At 43.3% G+C, this 17847-nt stretch carries 21 protein-coding genes and 1 other annotated feature; of the genes, 8 read left to right on the top strand and 13 right to left on the bottom strand.

The features are described 5' to 3' along the window. Positions 1-4: 4 nt before the first annotated feature. Positions 5-688: a hypothetical protein gene (locus PJK55_RS03450; protein WP_271304819.1), complete on the bottom strand. Its 684-nt coding sequence runs from the start codon at positions 686-688 to the stop codon at positions 5-7. A gap of 101 nt (positions 689-789) precedes the next feature. After that, positions 790-1158: a PH domain-containing protein gene (locus PJK55_RS03455; protein WP_214692319.1), complete on the bottom strand. Its 369-nt coding sequence runs from the start codon at positions 1156-1158 to the stop codon at positions 790-792. A 119-nt stretch (positions 1159-1277) separates the two neighbouring features. On the opposite strand from PJK55_RS03455, the gene PJK55_RS03460 reads away from it, so the two are divergent. The 5 genes from PJK55_RS03460 (at position 1278) to PJK55_RS03480 (ending at position 4080) form a co-directional block, all read left to right on the top strand. Next, on the top strand, positions 1278-2483 hold the full coding sequence (locus tag PJK55_RS03460; protein WP_271304820.1) for a cation:proton antiporter: 1206 nt from the start codon (positions 1278-1280) through the stop codon (positions 2481-2483). Positions 2484-2583: 100 nt separating this feature from the next. Further along, positions 2584-2880 (top strand): hypothetical protein, encoded by a 297-nt coding sequence (locus PJK55_RS03465; RefSeq protein WP_271304821.1) that lies wholly within the window; start codon positions 2584-2586, stop codon positions 2878-2880. 29 nt (positions 2881-2909) lie between these two features. After that, positions 2910-3389, top strand: a complete 480-nt coding sequence (locus PJK55_RS03470) for a helix-turn-helix transcriptional regulator (protein ID WP_271304822.1) — start codon at positions 2910-2912, stop codon at positions 3387-3389. Beyond that, entirely contained in the window at positions 3373-3657 is a 285-nt protein-coding gene (locus PJK55_RS03475) for a hypothetical protein (RefSeq protein ID WP_271304823.1), read from the top strand. Before PJK55_RS03470 ends, PJK55_RS03475 begins: the two co-directional genes overlap by 17 nt. 18 nt (positions 3658-3675) lie before the next feature. After that, positions 3676-4080, top strand: a complete 405-nt coding sequence (locus PJK55_RS03480) for a nucleoside 2-deoxyribosyltransferase (RefSeq protein WP_271304824.1) — start codon at positions 3676-3678, stop codon at positions 4078-4080. On the opposite strand, the gene PJK55_RS03485 is transcribed toward PJK55_RS03480, so the two are convergent. Next, a complete protein-coding gene (locus PJK55_RS03485) occupies positions 4067-4831 on the bottom strand; it encodes an AraC family transcriptional regulator (protein ID WP_271304825.1) in 765 nt (254 codons plus the stop codon). The two genes, PJK55_RS03480 and PJK55_RS03485, sit on opposite strands and share 14 nt — an antisense overlap. Before the next feature lie 128 nt (positions 4832-4959). Between PJK55_RS03485 and PJK55_RS03490 the strand changes: the two genes are divergently transcribed. Next, positions 4960-6198 (top strand): MFS transporter, encoded by a 1239-nt coding sequence (locus tag PJK55_RS03490; RefSeq protein WP_271304826.1) that lies wholly within the window; start codon positions 4960-4962, stop codon positions 6196-6198. Positions 6199-6221: 23 nt separating this feature from the next. Here the strand turns inward: PJK55_RS03490 and PJK55_RS03495 are convergent, their stop codons facing one another. Next, on the bottom strand, positions 6222-7874 hold the full coding sequence (locus PJK55_RS03495; protein WP_271304827.1) for a M3 family metallopeptidase: 1653 nt from the start codon (positions 7872-7874) through the stop codon (positions 6222-6224). 101 nt (positions 7875-7975) lie between these two features. After that, positions 7976-8229 (top strand) — a binding site (T-box leader). Positions 8230-8287: 58 nt separating this feature from the next. Here PJK55_RS03495 and PJK55_RS03500 point away from each other — a divergent pair. Further along, positions 8288-9520 (top strand): MFS transporter, encoded by a 1233-nt coding sequence (locus tag PJK55_RS03500; protein WP_333781794.1) that lies wholly within the window; start codon positions 8288-8290, stop codon positions 9518-9520. A 78-nt stretch (positions 9521-9598) separates the two neighbouring features. Here the strand turns inward: PJK55_RS03500 and PJK55_RS03505 are convergent, their stop codons facing one another. Beyond that, positions 9599-9976 carry an NUDIX hydrolase gene (locus PJK55_RS03505; protein WP_271304829.1) on the bottom strand — a complete coding sequence of 126 codons (378 nt, stop codon included), beginning with the start codon at positions 9974-9976 and terminating at the stop codon, positions 9599-9601. Beyond that, positions 9973-10509: a hypothetical protein gene (locus PJK55_RS03510; RefSeq protein ID WP_271304830.1), complete on the bottom strand. Its 537-nt coding sequence runs from the start codon at positions 10507-10509 to the stop codon at positions 9973-9975. The genes PJK55_RS03505 and PJK55_RS03510 overlap by 4 nt, the downstream gene beginning before the upstream one ends. Before the next feature lie 218 nt (positions 10510-10727). Between PJK55_RS03510 and PJK55_RS03515 the strand changes: the two genes are divergently transcribed. Further along, on the top strand, positions 10728-11543 hold the full coding sequence (locus PJK55_RS03515) for a GGDEF domain-containing protein (RefSeq protein ID WP_271304831.1): 816 nt from the start codon (positions 10728-10730) through the stop codon (positions 11541-11543). A gap of 13 nt (positions 11544-11556) precedes the next feature. On the opposite strand, the gene PJK55_RS03520 is transcribed toward PJK55_RS03515, so the two are convergent. The 7 genes from PJK55_RS03520 to PJK55_RS03550 all read right to left on the bottom strand — a co-directional run bounded on the left by PJK55_RS03520 (position 11557) and on the right by PJK55_RS03550 (position 17721). After that, positions 11557-12246, bottom strand: a complete 690-nt coding sequence (locus PJK55_RS03520; RefSeq protein ID WP_271304832.1) for a VOC family protein — start codon at positions 12244-12246, stop codon at positions 11557-11559. 125 nt (positions 12247-12371) lie between these two features. After that, on the bottom strand, positions 12372-12752 hold the full coding sequence (locus PJK55_RS03525) for a DUF2199 domain-containing protein (RefSeq protein WP_271304833.1): 381 nt from the start codon (positions 12750-12752) through the stop codon (positions 12372-12374). A 220-nt stretch (positions 12753-12972) separates the two neighbouring features. Then, positions 12973-13611: a hypothetical protein gene (locus PJK55_RS03530; RefSeq protein ID WP_271304834.1), complete on the bottom strand. Its 639-nt coding sequence runs from the start codon at positions 13609-13611 to the stop codon at positions 12973-12975. After that, positions 13608-14654 carry a phosphotransferase gene (locus PJK55_RS03535; RefSeq protein ID WP_271304835.1) on the bottom strand — a complete coding sequence of 349 codons (1047 nt, stop codon included), beginning with the start codon at positions 14652-14654 and terminating at the stop codon, positions 13608-13610. Before PJK55_RS03535 ends, PJK55_RS03530 begins: the two co-directional genes overlap by 4 nt. Positions 14655-14800: 146 nt before the next feature. Continuing rightward, the gene (locus tag PJK55_RS03540) at positions 14801-15718 is read right to left on the bottom strand and encodes an NAD(P)-dependent alcohol dehydrogenase (RefSeq protein ID WP_271304836.1); all 918 of its coding nucleotides are present in this window, start codon (positions 15716-15718) and stop codon (positions 14801-14803) included. 99 nt (positions 15719-15817) lie between these two features. Then, on the bottom strand, positions 15818-16861 hold the full coding sequence (locus PJK55_RS03545; RefSeq protein ID WP_271304837.1) for an ABC transporter permease: 1044 nt from the start codon (positions 16859-16861) through the stop codon (positions 15818-15820). Continuing rightward, entirely contained in the window at positions 16861-17721 is an 861-nt protein-coding gene (locus PJK55_RS03550) for an ABC transporter permease subunit (RefSeq protein WP_271304838.1), read from the bottom strand. The genes PJK55_RS03545 and PJK55_RS03550 overlap by 1 nt, the downstream gene beginning before the upstream one ends. Positions 17722-17847: the final 126 nt, after the last annotated feature.

The raw sequence follows: 17847 nt of genomic DNA on the forward strand, positions 1-17847 counted from the left end.
ACAATCACCCCCTATCCTCTTCCAATCGCATGAACTGTAACGCCTCTCGAAACTGTCTAGATTCTTCATCAGTCACTCCTTCATCCACATATCTCGATTTCCAATAAGGCGAGAGGTCCACCTCTTCAACACCGATCCGTTTGAACCAGTCCAAAACGGTCTCATTCGATTGATGCCTTAATGAAACCGGTAAATCCAAGTTAAACTGGATGAGCGCATTGCGAATCGCGCTATCGGTCCATTGAATCTCTTTGGATTCTACAAACTCTTTTGCTTTAGTCTTTCTCCCTCTTCGTTTTACGGCATCACTCGAGAAATCAATGCTCGAGACGACACGCTTTCTTCTTCGCATCGTGATCATCAGTAGAATCATTAAAACAATCAATCCTCCAATAAGGAACCATAACCAGTATGAACTCCCTGACTCCGTCACCGCCCCACCTGCTCCGAACGTGTAATCTAGAAAGTCGATATTCAAGAACTGTAAATCATCGTCCTCTCTCATCTTGCGTGACTTCCCTTCATAAAAACCGCTGCTCTCACCATCCTCTCCAGAAAAAAGAAGCACAATCCCTCCCTCCGTAGGGTCGTGAAACCATTCCCAAAACAAACGAGCCAGATGGATAAATCCAGTCACCAACATCAAACCGCCGAGCATGACCAGCAGTAATCGGATTGTAAATCGCATCGTAACCTCCGTCACACATTATGTACTATCGTATCATGCAAGATTATGGATTGTCAGAAAAATCCAAACGAAAGGACCGAAAGATTTCTCGGTCCAACGCATTAAAGAATCGCTTCTGCGAGCAGTCGGTCGAACTTACGCACATCCACTTTTTTATTCAGATTAATTTTGATTGTTCCGGCGCGCGTGAACAGTTGGACTTCTGAGTTCAAGTCGAACATGCGTCCCGCGTTCTCTGTCGAGTACATATTGATCGAGTCGTACGGAAGTGAGTAGACTTCAATCTTCTTCCCCGTGAGCCCTTGCGCGTCACGGACAATCAGGCGTTTGTTCGTGAAGACGGCGACGTCACGAACCGTCTTGTAGGCAGCGACGGCCCGCTCCCCATCGATGAATGTCTCGGTGATATCACTTGGCACCTCACACTCTGAATAAAAAGTCCACGACAAATCGCCAATCGGATTTCCCATATTAATTCCTCCCTATTTGAAATGAATGTACTATCCCCTATATTCCACAAATCTCGTTTGATTAGACCTTGAATGGGAAGATAGTGTATAGCAAGTTGATTGTAGAGGAGGATGTCGTTATGATCGCGCAACAGGTGATCACATTACTACTCATTGGCTATCTCATTTATTTGATTGATTCAAAACGAAATTACTTCCCTGTCCCGGTCATCTTGGTCTTGATTGGGATTGGTCTCTCGTATATCGCCTTTTTTGATTCCGTGTTCATCTCAAAAGATATGATTTTCGAAGTGTTCCTGCCTGCGCTTCTCTTTACGTCGGCTTACCAGTTCAAATATAAAAATTTGAAGGATAATATCGGGATCATCACTATGTTGAGTACGGTCGGTCTTGTCTTGACCGCCATCTTGATGGGATATGGCACGTTTTGGATCAGCGAATTCTTTACCCCGCTCAGCTTGACCGCCTCTTTCTTGTTGGCGTCCATCTTGATTCCGACCGACCCCGTTTCCGTGACGGCAATTTTAAAAAAGAGTAAAGGGGAGAAACGAATCACTGACGTCGTCGAAGGCGAATCGATGGTGAACGATGGCACAAGTGTCGTCATCTTCACGATTTTTCTTGGTATGTTCATGACAGGAGAACGTTTCTCAACGCTCAGCTTTATGACCGAATTTTTGATTGTGTCTGCTGGAGGGATTGTCATCGGCTTCATTTTCGGATTTCTACTAAAAAGATTGATAATTGTCAGCTTTAAAAAGCATGAGCTCGTCATGCTGACAATTGTCATCGCTTACGGGTCTTTCTATCTCGCCGATGCGTTTGAAGTCTCTGGTGTCCTTGCTACTGTGACGGCTGGAATGATGTTATCGCACGAACTCGGGACGAAGAAAAATTATGAAACCGTTAAACATCATTTGGATGGTTTTTGGGATATCGTCATCCCGATGTTACTTGCCCTCTTGTTCTTGTTGATTGGAATCGAAGCGACTAGCTATTTATCAACCTCTCTATGGATGTTCTCTATTATATTATTCCTTCTCTCCATTCTCAGCCGCTTCATCGTCGTCGGCGGTCTCGTCTATATAGTCCCCGTGTGGCGAAAAGAATTTCAAGACGATTTGACAGCGACTTCGTTACTCACATCGTCCGGAATCAAAGGTACGATGTCGATTGCTCTCGTGCTCTGGCTAGAGGCAGAGCAAATCGACGGATCGAGCGAAATGATATCCCTCGCGTTTGCTGTCATTCTGTTCTCCCTTGTCTTGCAAAGCATCTTCGTCTATCCACTGACGACATACTTAACGAATAAACATGACGAATGACGGAACCCTTCCTCAGAGAAGGGTTTTTTTAAATTCAGAAATTGACATTATCTACTTTTAGTGTAAAATTACACTTGTTATATATTAGGAGGTGTCTATTTTGGAAAACGCGACAACGCCATCCGCTGCCATTTCTACTGGAGTTGTGACGGTTGTACTTGCTCTTGTTGCAACGTACCTTACTCCATCGTTCTTAAAAGTCGGAATCATCTGGGATCTTGTTGCTTTCTTAGTCATCGGCATTGCGACGTTCAGTTTTACATATCACTTCTATCAATCAAAACGACTCACATATTGGCAATACATTTCCTGCTATATCGTCGTCTGCCTGCTCTTATTCACCCTGTTTCTCGGTATCTCATGGATTCTGCTTTTTATTAGCTCTGCGACGCTCTGAGTCAGACAAACAGGAAGGAAGGACCGCTTATGAAAAAATCCGAATTTATTGGACAGGTCTCTCGAAAGATGAAATTGATTAGAATCGAATCTCAGCATTCACAGGATGAGATGGCGAATTTACTTGGCATATCCAAAAAAACGCTCATCCAAATCGAGAAGGAGCGGAATGAAGCGAGTTGGTCGACCATAGTGACGCTATGCGCCTTGTTCAATGAGAGTGAGATCCTCATCCATTTAATCGGTGATGACCCGGTCGAGTTCGTCAAACTAATTGCGACCGCGAACACATATGAACCGAAAGAAAAGACGCTCGGAGGACGTGTTTTTTGGCACGCAATCGAGTCAGGTCCCCACTTCATTCTTCAACAGAATATCATCAGCGGACATTACCGCGTCATCGATCTCGATCATGTGAGATGGTACAGCACGTTTGATGCCGAGGATGCCGAACAGGTAAGGTCGAAGTTGGAACATCAACGAGGGGGCACTGATGAATCAAAAGCGTAAAGATTTTGTGGTGGCTCTATGCCTAATCGTGATGACAATTGGCTATGTTTGGCTGATTCCGAATGTCACGAATGGTTCCATTTGGTTTATCGGCACAATCATTTTGCTTGTCCTCTCGTCGATTTATATGACACGATTGATTCAATCATACGTTCCACTTTCTTTGATGAAATTCGTCCTGATTATGGTGAGTTCTTTCCTTGTACTTTGTTGCCTGTTAATCATCCTATTTTATGTCGTCGCGATTGCTCAAATGAATCATATATAACGAATTGGAGGGTTTCCTGTGCGATTTTATGTGGGTTCAAGCTTTTCAAATATGGAAGAAGTACGGTTCATCCGTGATGAGCTGAAGGCCCTCGGTCACACGCATACGTATGACTGGACACAAAACGAACGTGCCGCTTCGATTGATGCATTACGCTCAATTGGTGAAGAAGAAGTAGCTGGTATTCAATCAGCGGACTTCGTTGTCATCCTCTTGCCTGGAGGCAAAGGCGCACACGTCGAACTCGGGATTGCACTCGGGACGAACAAACCCGTTTTCCTTTACGATTTGGGTGATCAAATGATGAATATGGAGGAGACGAGCACGTTTTATCATGTGGATGCGGTACAACGCTGCGAGGGACAGTTCAACGACCTTCCCCGACAAATCCAACATCATGTGAAATCCTCTAATCACGTTTGAGCTGATGCCCCTTATTCTCACGGAATCGAGCCGGGGTGCAACCTACCCATTCCGTGAAATGCTTGTTCAGTTGAGCCGAACTGTTGAACCCGACTTCTTGACTGATTGCGAGTAGTGTAAGATCCGAATAGCGAAGGAGCGACTTTGCATGAATCAGGCGTTGTCTCGTGATGTATTGATACGGCGTCTGACCGATTCGCTCTCGGAAGTTTCTTATGAACTGATACTTACTTTGATGAACGATTCGACTCAATTCCTCGATGCGAAGCTCTGTATAATAAGAATCATGAATGACACGCAAAACTGGTGCAAATAGGTCTTCATCATCTAAAGAAGTGTGGATGAGGTGACTCTGAATGAACGTCATCACATCATCTGTAATATCAATCTCCAAAAATCCTCGACTTGACCACTCCCCTAACAGTCTTCTTGTCGACATGACCGCTATGGAAGGAAACATTGGATTGACCCTGTTTTCAAACCCGTTCAATCGACTCGCAATAAACCGAAAACTCACATAAGTCGTTTCAGTTGAATCAGCGAACAGTCGATAGAACTGATTCGGTTGAACCACAATCGATTCGCTGTCTTGGAGACGATATTCGAATGCATCCACCTTAATCCCAATTTTCCCTTCTAACACGAGCACCCAGACGATGTCTTCTTTGCTCTCTTCTCTCTCTGTCGTCCAATCCCCACTAGAGGAGACGTAACGTATGGCGACGTCAGGCAGTGTAAGTAATTGTTCCATAATACCCCTCCAGATTATTGCGCAAAAATCGAGCAATATAGTGCACGATGATTCATTTCAAATCACGCATACTGTTCATAACAGTCAAGTGGCCACTTCGCTGACCTTATGAAAAGATGGTGATTCACATGTTTCAATCGCTTCATCCCAATTTAAAAATACGACTTACCTTAAACTTCTTTCAAAAGCTGACTCAAACTGCCATATTTCCCTTTATGACGATTTATTTCGTTCGACAGTTCGGTGCGACGGAGACCGGACCTCTCATCATTCTGACGATGATTGCTTCATTCATCGCAAGCCTCTATGGTGGTCTTCTGTCCGATCGATATGGAAGAAAACGCGTGCTCTTCATCGGAGAAATGCTACGATTCGTGTGTTATATCGGAATGGCAATCGCAGGTTCTCATGAAATCGACAGTGCCGTTATATTTTTTATCTTCTTCTTTTTCAGTAACCTTCTAGGTAGTGCCATCACACCTGCAAACGAGGCCATCTTGATTGATGATAGCCGACCGGAACAGCGGAAATATTTATATACATTCAGTTACTGGCTGATGAACGGGTCCATCGTCATCGGTAGTTTGCTCGGAGGTTTTTTCTTCGAACAACATCTCTTCTACTTGTTAGTATCGGCAGCCATTCTTTCATTCGGATGTGTATTCCTGATTTCCTTCAAACTAGAAGACAACTATAAACCTTTTCCGCGTAAAGGACAGAAGCCCACTGGTGTATGGAAAGGATACCAGACGGTCATGAAGAACCATCTCTTTTTGAAATACCTCATCGCCGGTATTTTGACGTTGTCATTAGAGTTGCAACTGACGCATTATCTCGCGATCCACTTTGCTGAAACGTCACAAGCTGTTCCGGTCTTCCATTTCTCACTAGATGGGACGAAGATTCTCGGACTGCTTCGAGCGGAGAATACGATTCTCGTGTTACTGCTCGGTCTTGTTTTGATGCGTTGGACCAAATCACTCTCTGAACGAACGTTACTCTACACAGGTGTCACGCTGTTCAGTCTTGGATTTGCCATCTTGCCGGTTTCAGATGATCTTTCAATGTTAGTGCTCGGTACGGCTTGCTTCACGTTCGGAGAACTGCTGTATGTTCCCATCCATCAAGCCATGCTAGCTCGACTCACAGAAGACCATCTCCGCAGTCAATACTTGGCTGTGAATGGTCTCCGTTACAGAGGCGCGCTTCTCATCGGCGCAATCAGTGTATCGGCTTATGAATTCGTGTCACCGGTTTGGATGACCATGACGTATATTGGCTTTGGCATATTCGCAATCTTCTTCTATCGTTCCATTTTAAAACAGCTGAATGAATTACCGACTATAATTAACAACCAAGCCTCATAATCATATGAACATTCACGTCTGATTCAATCGATTTTATTCAGTTGCTTCACTAACTGTTGAATCTCAGCACTTAAAAAATCAGTCAACTCGACCAATTCTTCCTCAGATGGAAACAAGGAGACGCCTGCTGCTCGATAAGTTTCAGGGACAGAAGCAGTACCACCTAAAGCTAATGCGTTCTTATACTTTTTCAGAGTGTTGACTGGATGTTGCTTGTACTTCATGTACATTCGAAGTGCAGCAATCTGAGCGAGCGCATATTCTATGTAATAGAATGGTGTTTCAAAAAGATGAATCACACGCAACCACTGTTTTCCCTTTACATCGCTTACATCGTTCCAATCAACTAAATCAGTATCATATTGATCGACCAAGTATTTGAAGATATCATCAAATGAATCTATATTCTTTTCTAAATCATATAGATTGTGTTGAAACTGATCTACGATGAAAACACTTGGCAAAAATTCGATAATCAATCGAAACTGTTCTAGTTTAGCTTGAATTAAAGCTCGTTCATCTGAAAAGATTTTTGTCCAATGGTCCATCGAAAATAGCTCTAGTGACATGGCTGCGAATTCGCCGACTTCAAACGAAATGGTCTGCGCTTCGAAAAATAGGTGTTGCTGTGAGAGGTCATGGTGGATGGCGTGACCCATTTCATGCAATAACACAATGTAGTCATCAAATCCGCCGAAACTGTTCATAAAAATGAAAGATGACTTTGAGTCGGGTAAAGATTCACAAAATCCACCTTCCGCTTTATTCGGTCGAGGTGATAAATCGAGATGACCCTTCGCACACATGTCCCTAAACAGTTTTTCAAAGTAAGGATCGATTTCATTCAAGATTCGTTCCGTTCCACCGATTAAATCATTCGACGAAACGGATAGATCGTGATGATCCGAAAATGGAGAAATGAATGAATCCCATGGCGAAAGTTTCGATTTCTTCAATTCCTTTGTCTGTAGTTGCTGAAACGAGCGGCGAAGTGGCTCAAAATGTTTACTCACTTGATTCGCAAATCGCATACAATCCTCGGCATCATAATCTAGACGACCTAGCTTCATGAAGGCTAGGTCACGGTAACTCTTATCATTTAAGCGTTGCGCCTGCTGTTCCCGATTTTGAATAAGACTTTTCAAGCATTCAGTGATTGCATCTTCTTTCGAGACATACGCTTTATACATATGCGTAAAAGCTTGTTTACGGATGGATTCATCAGCATCGTATAGGTCTCCTTGAAGTTCCGCAATCGATCTAGAATCATCTATCGGGTCAGTCAATTGACCAATTGTTTGCAAATACCTCTGTATGAGTTGATCCTCTTCAATCAGTAAATCAACATTATCTTCATGATAAAGATTCATCCGATTTCGCATTAAGCGAGTGACATGATGTTCATCCTCAATATACTGTAAGGCAATTCGTGAAACATGTCTTTTCAGCTCATTGAGTGCAGGTTTTATAATGGTTAGAACATGATGTTGTCTTTGATTTGCTTCATCGCTATTGATGTCTCGCTGAACGTCAATATAGCTCTTTGTGACATATTCATCATATTTTCCAATCAATGCTGAATAGTTCGATATGAATCCATCCAACTGATCAGAATCAATTTTATGAATAGTCGCAAGTACTTGGTTCGTCTCTTTTATTTCTTTATAGTCAATCAACCCTGCACCTCGATTCTTCGTTAATTTTTTATATTGAGGTTATAACCAAAATTTTTATTCCTTATATTTGCACAATATGCTATCCTTACGAAAATGATCTGACAAACGCGATGAAGAGAACAGTACATCAATGAATCTTTCGTAGAGAGCTCCGTCTGGTGAAAAGGAGTAAAGAACGTTGGTCGAAACAAGCCTCTGAGCAGCGCCATGGAACTCATCCCGAGGGATATGGCGACGGGCACTCCCGTTATAGAGTTGAGGTATAGTCCGACTCGTTCGGCAGTACCGAACAAGGTTCGTGCGGTGACGTGCGGACGAACAGGGGTGGCACCACGATGAGAATCTCGTCCCCAAGAATTCGTTCTTGGGGGTGGGATTTTTTTGCGTTCCGAAAGTGATCAAAAATAGAAGGAGTGATTAACTTGAACTCGTTTCGAAAAACCTCTGCGCTGCTGCTCGTCAGTGTCGGAATCTCAAACCTTGGTGCCTGGGTATACTTTATCGCACTCAACTTGATTGTACTTGAGATGACGGGATCCCCATTCGCCGTCTCGATTCTCTATGTATTAGTCCCGCTCGCATCGCTCATCTCGAATCTTTGGTCAGGTAGCCTGATTGACCGAGTCGATACGAGGCGATTAATGATGATATTGGATGGTTTACGCGCGTTCCTCGTGTTCAGCTTAGGCTGGATTGATTCACTGTGGCTCATCTACGGGATTGTCTTTCTCCTCAATGTAATGAGCTCGCTATTCGAATCATCGAGTCTGGTCTACATGACGCAACTCGTACCTGCCTCGAATCGACAAAAGTTCAATGCGATGAAGAACTTTGTGCAGTCATCCGGATTTATTTTAGGTCCAACAATTGCCGGACTACTCTTCCTAGTTGGGAGTCCAACAACTGCAATTTTCGTGAACGCGTTCGCACTCGTTGTCTCGGTCGGAATGTTGTCGCGCCTTCCGTCTCATCTTCGAACGAATGCATCTATTGAATCCTTCTCCGTCCGATTAATTATCGAAGATTGGAAAGTCGTCATCCGATTCGCTTCGAATGCCAGATATGTGACACTCATCTATGGATTGTTCTGCGTCATGACGATCTTCATGTCTGGGCTTGATTCATTGGAGGCTTCATTTGCGACCCAAGTCCTTCACTTATCTGAGAGCCGATATGGCTTTCTCGTCAGTATCGCTGGGATTGGAATTATCGTTGGGTCACTCATCAATTCAAGATGGAGTCACCGTTTATCCTTATCGTTTTGTATCGGATTCGGGGCAATCATGACACCCGTCGGCTATCTCCTATTCGCAGGCTCTTCTTCGTTCACGATGGCTACCGTCGGATTTTTTATTCTGACGTTCGCGCTTGCGTTCGCCAATACCGGATTTTTGTCATTCTATCAACACCAAGTGCCTATCGAAATCATGGGCCGGTTCTCTGGCGTCATCAATGTGGCAGAGTCGCTACTTGTCATCCTGCTCACATTCGGGATTGGACTTTTTGCCGAAATGATTGGGATCCGCCCAGTCTATCTCGCATTCTCGATTATCTTTTTCCTTGTTGGTTGTTACACCATATATGTCATTCGCGACCGCTCGAAACAGGAATATTTCATACACAATCAAACTGAAGAAGCGTCTTAAGTCATGAGCCGGTCGTTTTTATACGACCGGCTTGTATGATTCGATGTATGTTTTGAGAATTGATTCATTCATAAAACTCTATCGTTTAATCATCTCAAGATCCTCCGGAAATGCATGGTTCAACCGTTCTAATTCATGAATTGAACACCATTTGACTTCATCGATGTCCGAGTCGATTATGGCAGTCGCCACTCGCTCCTCACACGTTGCCAAGAAATAATGCGTCTCGACTTGATCATTTGAAAGGATGGCTCGTTTGATATGTAGTCGTTGATTAATCGAAATGCGATAGCCCGTCTCTTCTAACACTTCACGCAGGCAACACTGTTCAGGAGTTTCTCCTTCTTCTAAACCACCTGATGGCAAACTCCATTGTTGTACGTCACGATTCTTTACGAAGAGAACTTTCCTCTCTTCGTTGATGCATAAGGCAGCCGAACCAATCCATTGATTCACCCACTCATACCTCCCTTTTTAACAAGTTGACCAATTAAATGATAATCGAATGAGTGCTCAATCGCGTCAATCACACCGTGCACAATTTCCTCATGCGTCAACCAGCGATAGTTCTCACCATCCTGCTTCGCACCTAATTGAACTTGTCGGTACGTTTGTTGTTCGTTTATGTATAAAGACCGTTTCTCCTGTTCGGAGTTCGCCTGGCTCCCTAAAATATGTAGAACATCTGCATGCAAGGAATGATTCAAGATGATTTGCATCGCCATTCCGGAGTTCCGGTGTACCCATGCGATGACTTGTTTGAATGGTCCGTATCGCTTGATTGATTCTTGTAGCCCTTTTGATAAATCCTGTTCGTTACGATAATCAACAAGTAGCGAATTACACGTTTTAGGGTTTCGTTGAACGACTTTTGCCATTCTTTCCGGGTCTCGCCCGATAACAGTGACAAGATGTTCGCTTGCCAAATAAAATGTGACTTCAGCTAACATGCCGGTACCACCGACAATTAAGATATGTTTTTGATCCATGTCATCACCCCGTTTCCATTATACACCAATCAATGATCCTTCTTTCGGTATATAAGTGTTCTGAAACATTGGCGTATTTTCGAAAATATTCCGTTATTCACTTAAAGAATCACTTATAATGAATCAAGTGTACGAATCGGTTTGAATCATCACTATTTTGGAAAATGGATAATAGTGTTACTATTGCAATTTATTTCTTTTAGAAAGGGGGAGATGAGGTGCGACATTGGTCTGCCATGTCATTTCAACTGATTGCGCTCATCATTGGCTCGTTGATTGTAAGTACTCTGTTGTCTTCTGTTCTGATGATGAACAATCTACCGGTCTGGTGGATGATTTGTATCCCTGTCCTCTATCTTTCAACGCTACTCATACACCGAGCCTCTGGAGCCCTGATCTCTTTAGGATTCGGCGCTTACTTTTTCATCATGATGTCTGGAACTACGATTCCCGTAATTGTTCAACTTCTGATTCTTCTGTTGTTAGTGATGTTGACGAGTCTTGCTTACTTGCTTCAAGTCGATCTTTTTCGCTCACAATTTGCATTGAGCGTCGCAGAAGCGAGAGTCAGTCAATTAATTGCCGTCGATCCTGAGACTGGGTTTGATAATCGGAATCGATTCTTCATGGACCTTGAAGCAGAGCGGGATCGATTGATTCGAAACGGTGGAACGTTCGTCGTCACATTCGTTACATTACCTCTCCTCAACGATTTCGAAAAACGTTATGGACAATCTGAATATGAATGGTTTTTAGATTATTTCAGTGACGAATTACATGAAGCGACACGACGAACCGATAAAAAATACCGAGTTGCCTCAGATACGTTTGCCGTCCTCTTTCCTCAAACCTCACTCGAAAATGCACAAATCGTTCATGAACGCATCAAACCACTGTTACAAGGATACTCTCGTCTAGATGGCGAACTACTTACTATTGATTGTTTAGATAAATCATTTGAAGTGACCTTAGAGAATTCATTTATGAGTTTGGATGAGATTCGGATATACTTAAATGAAGACGAAAAAAAATGAGTTCACAATGGACTCATTTTTTGATAGAACGAATTTGCAATTTGTGATTCTCATCGATTTCAATGACATATTGTCGATTGATGGTCATTTGAATAGGACTCGGAATCGACAGCTTTGGTGAAAACAGCCACACACGACCTTGTGGCACTAACAATATGTATGTATCGCTGTTCGGTGCGCCTAAAAAATTCAGGTGATGCTCATCAATCGGGTTGCCATCTCGGCGGTGAATCTCGATGTTCTCAAGTTCCTGTGCGACATGTAGCGGGTCTACTGCAGTCAAGCTCATCTCGCCGATTCCAAGAAAGTCATCAGTAGAAAATACCTCTGCATCACTTTCCGGGTTAATCGAATGTCGAGCAATCAATTCGACGACATTCTCGTCCGCATCGTAAAAATAAAGTGACGAGGCATCAATCCCTTCGAAGTAAATCTCATCCTCCCCATCTTCAATCAAAAGTGGAACACGTGATTTAGTCCATTCTTTCGCTTCTTTGAGTCGATTGGACGGGATATTGATGGCGAAATGATACTGTCGCTCTTGAATGGTCGCTGCCTCTTGAAACACCAACACATCTTCACCTAGATTGATTCGAAAACTCGTCGAGTCTTCTTCAATGACTGATAATCCAAGTTTTTCCGTATAAAAACGTTTCATTTCGTCAAGTCGGTTCGTGTAGAGCATCGTTTCTGTGATTCTCATGAAATCCTTCCTCGCTTTCCTCATCACTATTCTTGATTCCTTCACTTGATCATTCGCTTGTAAGTTTTGTACTTTCTCCAACTCATATCCAACCCTAACAACTCGTTACAAATGGCCTGACTCCTTTATTCATCACCTTCAACGAGTCGGAAAATGTCATCGACCCTCGACCTCGTAATGCCATTGCGCTGTTCGATGGCAAGAGGATGATTCGTCGGTTCGAGTTCAATCAACGGACGTAATCCGACTCCACGCATATGGACGTTTGTCTTCAGATTGATTGTATCTGGGTAAATCGGCAATTCCGTCGATAACCAGCCGAACATCGGGTCAAGGTCAACACGAGCGGGTTCATCCCATAAATCGATGACTTTGAAAAAATTATCCGCACTGAGTGACACCCAGACGTTCCAGATGAAGGGTTCTTCTTCCCCAACGATTGGAATCTCGAGGCATCCGTAAATGAAAAAGTGGGCTTCATCGAGGACACATACATCATCTGTCAATACGACACGTTTTTCATCTCACGTGTTGTCATTCCATTTAGAACTGTTGGCATCCTTGATCCAAAACCAACTTCACTTTCTGTACTCTTGCCACATTTTGAGCAAGTACAATCTTTATTGTGTTTTCGTTTAAAAGGGTATCTCATACATTCTCTCTTTCTATTTTTAAGTTAAAAATACGGTATGTGAAATAACAAAATGCTAATAATATTATAATAGGTCAGACAATAATTGTACCTTTTGAAACAGTATCTAATATTCTCGTCCTCGTATCATTTTTCGATAGAAACACTTCTTCACCCTTTTCATCATAACAATACGCGATTGGTATCGATACACCACAATTTCGATACGACCCATCCGCGTGACTCGTTCCAATAATCATCGCTTTACGTTCCATCGCAATCTTTCTCGCTTCTTCGGACCACTCCATGAATTGTTCTTCACTAAACATCCCGACCCCAATTGGATTGAATACGATTGATAGATGCTCATGATTCTTTAATCCCTCTACACCCATAAAAATCTCCCTGCAAAGTAAATATCCGTATTCCTCCGCTCCGTCCTTGACACTTGATGGCATGAACAAACGCTCACTTTCAGGTGTTTTCGGTCGCGTTAACAGCGTTTCACCTTTCTTATTTACAATGAGAACGCGATCTTTATTCGTATCATCCCGATAACCTAAGACAATTGCCGTCTTGAATGCACTAGCTAACTGACAAACCCTATCTAATTCTGTATATGTACAATATCCCTCCGGATAGAGAATCAAGTCTACTGTCGGGTTCGCCTCAACCTCTAGCTTCAATTGCTTAAGATCTTGCTCCATTTTAGGTTGTCCAATTAATATGTTCATGAAATGCCATCTACTCCCTTGTTTACATTCATATGTTCATTCAACCAACTATCGAGACGAGGGATTTGAGTGGCATCCCTTTGTAATTCGTTTAACGTTGTTCTGACTTGATCCATGCCTGCCAGTTGATCATCATTGTCCATACTGTCAATTCCAATTGATCGCTTCAAATTATACTCTAACCATTTCAACTTACTCCAGAAACTGAGTGACAATACCGCCTTCCAATCCACTCGTAGTTGTGGGTAAATCTGTCCGTATCCATCTAAAAATGCGTTGAATCTTGCTTTGTCCACATTTCCTTGCTCATCTTGTGACCAATAGACAACGGTCTCAACCAAGTCTAGCATCGGATGAATGTAGCCCGCAGATTCCCAATCGATGATGATAGGACCATTCGAATCCCATAAAATATTTTTAGAATCAAGATCACGGTGGCTTATGACTTTACTGGATGAAAGGGTGCTCGAAGCTTGAAATGCTGTCTTATTCAATTCAATCAGTTTATCTTTAAGACACAAGAGTGTTGGAACCCAGTCTGCGCTTTTCTCCGTCCCGATAGTTAGATAACCTTCCCAGTCCAGAAGACTTACTGCTTCTAAATGAACATTTTGACCTTCTAAATGCTTAGCCAAATTTAAGTGATGAATCTTTCCCAACATCCTTCCGACCTCGTGACTGTGACGAGTCGTGATGTCATTCTGTCTTAATGACGTTCCCTGCACCCAATCAAATATGAGGTAGTACTGTTCATCTGAATGCTGGACACTGCCCCCATTCACACGCATCGCCGGTAAAGCCGGTATCTGTTTTGAAGCAAGATAAGCAATCTCTTCAGAGTGAATAAAGTTTTGTAATGCATCTTTCCGCTCCATAATTTTTGGATTTAATACTTTTATCGCGTACCAACCCTGACTTGTTTCCATTTTAAACATTTCATGCAACAGTCCTCCCGATACTCGTTCGGGGCTTGCTGTCAGTTCTCCGATTTGTGCGAACTTGCATAAGGAATTAAAAAAGCGATTGTTTTCACTTACATTCATAATCTGACCACTCTTCTCTCTTTATGACGATGACGATTCTCTCTTTATAGCTCATTCAACATTTAGTTGAAATTAACCTATAATGATTCATTTATTTCTGACTGATGGGACATAAACTCAATATGAATATCGCTGGCTGATATCGTTTATTCTTGGCTTACCTTCACAATCACATTCCCAACTTTTTTCCCTTGATCCACATATCGGTGTGCCTCGACAATCTCATCTAGTGGATAAACCGAATCAATAACGGGTTGCAGCTCTCCTGCTTCAAACAATTCGTTCAAGAACCTCAAATCCTCTTTTCGTTCACTCGCTGGCCCCTGTCCCGCAACAGAACGGAATGACCCGTTCTCCGCAACATGGTTTCGAGCCAATCGCTTATCAATTTTTCCAGACGCATCAAATACCACATCATACGTACCCAATTCGCGGTCGTATCCTTCTTTCGAATAATCGACGACCAAATCTGCCCCAAGTCGCTTCACGAGCTCGATGTTCCGCTCATGGCAAACTGCTGTGACATGTACTCCGAAATGTTTTGCAATCTGTACGGCAGTGGAGCCGACCGCACCTGAGCCACCATAAATCAAAACAGTTCTCGCCCGTTCGATGTTTGCTTTCCGTAAAAAATGTAACGAGGTGGTTCCTCCGAACGGAAGTGCCGCCGCCTCGATAAAGCTGGCATGCTCGGGCAATTGAACCACACATTTCGATTCGTTCACGCAAGCAAACTCCGCATATCCACCAAACCTCATCCCGGTGAGCGCATAGACGTTCTCCCCTACTTGAAAGCTCTTTACACCGCCACCGACCTCTACCACTACACCTGCCAACACGACACCAAGAATCGGTTGTCTTGGCGCATTAAACCCCATAACAATCCGCATCGGTAGTTTTCCGAGTGCAGGAACGTCCAGTGCGCGAAGTCGTCGATCCCCTGAGTGAACGGCCGATGCATGTACTTGAATCAGTAGCTCATTGCTTTTAGGTTTCGGTCGGTCTACGTCTTGAATAACGAACACTTCTGGTCCCCCATACCTCGTACAAATCGCAGCTTTCACGTTGATTCACTCCTTTTTTGACTAGTCATCTCATACTGTTATATACGTTCCCGCAATCACGAGGGTTCAGTCGATTTGTCATAGAAAAACCAGATGACATCATACGATATCATCCGGTTCATTCTTTACTGATACACTCGCATTGACGAGAGAAAACGGATTGTCGAGCGACGCGGCTGCCGCTTCTGACTGTGCAATGTTTATTTCGGTCACCATCGGTTCTTGACGACGTAGCCGGAACGCCCGTTCGAGTCGACTGGTCAATACATTAAAGATAAAAATCAGCGCTGCGAGCGCAATCGCAGGGATCAGGAATAGATGGTTTGTCATCCATGTCATCGCTGTGAATTGTCCGAAATAGTATCCAAACATCGAAGACCATTCATAAATCGTCGGCATGACCCCTTCATGCAGAAGAACAGTCCCTCCAAAGAAGATTCCAAACAATGAAAGATGAATGAGCAACATGAGCGTCTGTACGAATTGTTGCATAAAGACGATGACAAGCGTCGGAATCAGATGGGGCAATAGATGTAGTCTCACACGATGCCAGACACTGCCACCAAGTGTCTGGGCAACAATCATAAACTCTTGTTGTAACAATTGACGAATCTCCGTGATGAGATATATCGTGACGGCAGGTAATCCGAGAACGACTAAAACGATTAGCTCAACCTTCACCCGATCCCATAGTGGAGGTACTTGCGTCGAATCAAAAAAGGTCAGTGTTCCTACCAACATCATCAATGCGAGTAACGAAATCGGTAAAATCAAGAATCCATCGAGCAACGTTTTAAAAAAGTGATTCAATCGCGCTCCCCTGAAAGCAAGCGGTATCCCAACCAATAAACCGATGGCCATGCGCCCAAGCGCGACAATCGCACAAATCCCGACCGTCCACTTGAAGCCTTCGACGAACATCTGAAATAAATCATATCCCGCATTGTCCGTCCCGAGCCACTGATATTTCGAAGGTTCAAGAGGTGGGATTCCGATCAGTCTCCCTTCATCCGAGTAGAGCATAAGGGTTTGGTCAACGTTCCCATCACGAAATACGGTATTTCCAATACTCATCAATAGGAGACCCGCTACGATGACAAAGCAGAAGATAAAAATCGGGTCACGCATTAATACGCGTCGCATCAAATCCCTCCTTTCCATGCATTCGGAATAATCCATTCAATTAGTAAATCCAACAGAAAAATTGGGATATAGATGACGAATAAGATGACCAGTAAAATCTCCATCTGTGGATTGTAGACGGCGAATCGAAACAGTCCCTGAACGTTAAACAAATATTCGACGATGAGTAGCGTCGATAAGATGGTGATAATGTTTGAACGGAAAAAAAGGTAGAAGCGATAGATGATGTTCGGCAACAAATGGTTCCAAAACAGTCCTCTCGGTCGAATCCCTTTCGCTTGGGCAAGTTCAAGGTAAGAGATGGCTTCTTGTTCATGGATATGGATGGTCAGCCATTTGATAAAGAAGAATAACGTTGTCAGTGTCAATGTGACAATCGGTAGAAATCGTATGTATTCTGCGAACCCACCAGCTACTTCGATTCGGTCAAACCCTGTTGCTCTATGTATAGAAATAGCGAGAAATTGTGAAAAGATTAACCAAAATAAATCAGGCACCATCTCGAGCGTTTGACTCATTTGGTGCAGGACGGTGCGAACCCGTCTGACGCTCCGATAATAGAAGAAGGCATACAGGAGACCAAGTATGGTCGACACGGCAAGCGCCGTCGTAAAAATGATGACCGACTCTTTGACGAGCGGTCCAAGTGCAGGTAATAAAGGTAAATCTGTTTGAGCGGTGACGTTGTAGTATGTAATCTCATCAAGCTTTTGGAGTTGGTCCAGCTGTTGTTGGATGCCGTTCCAGTAACTCGTCAGACTAAAATCTGTTTGAACGACAATCGTCGGTAGCGCACTGATCGCAATCAAGACAAAGAATGCGATGACAAGATGTGCAGATTTTCGTGCAATATAGGCCATAGTTCTGTCTCCTTTAGATGACATATCTCAATCATAAGTGTGGAATGACTCTCGTTATTCCTTCACTTTGTAAAGGGAATAATATCCAAAGTCACGTTCCATTGATTCTAGCATATTTATTATGTG

It is taken from the genome of Exiguobacterium sp. MMG028 (assembly GCF_027947425.1).
Taxonomy (GTDB): Bacteria; Bacillota; Bacilli; order Exiguobacteriales; family Exiguobacteriaceae; genus Exiguobacterium; species Exiguobacterium aestuarii_A.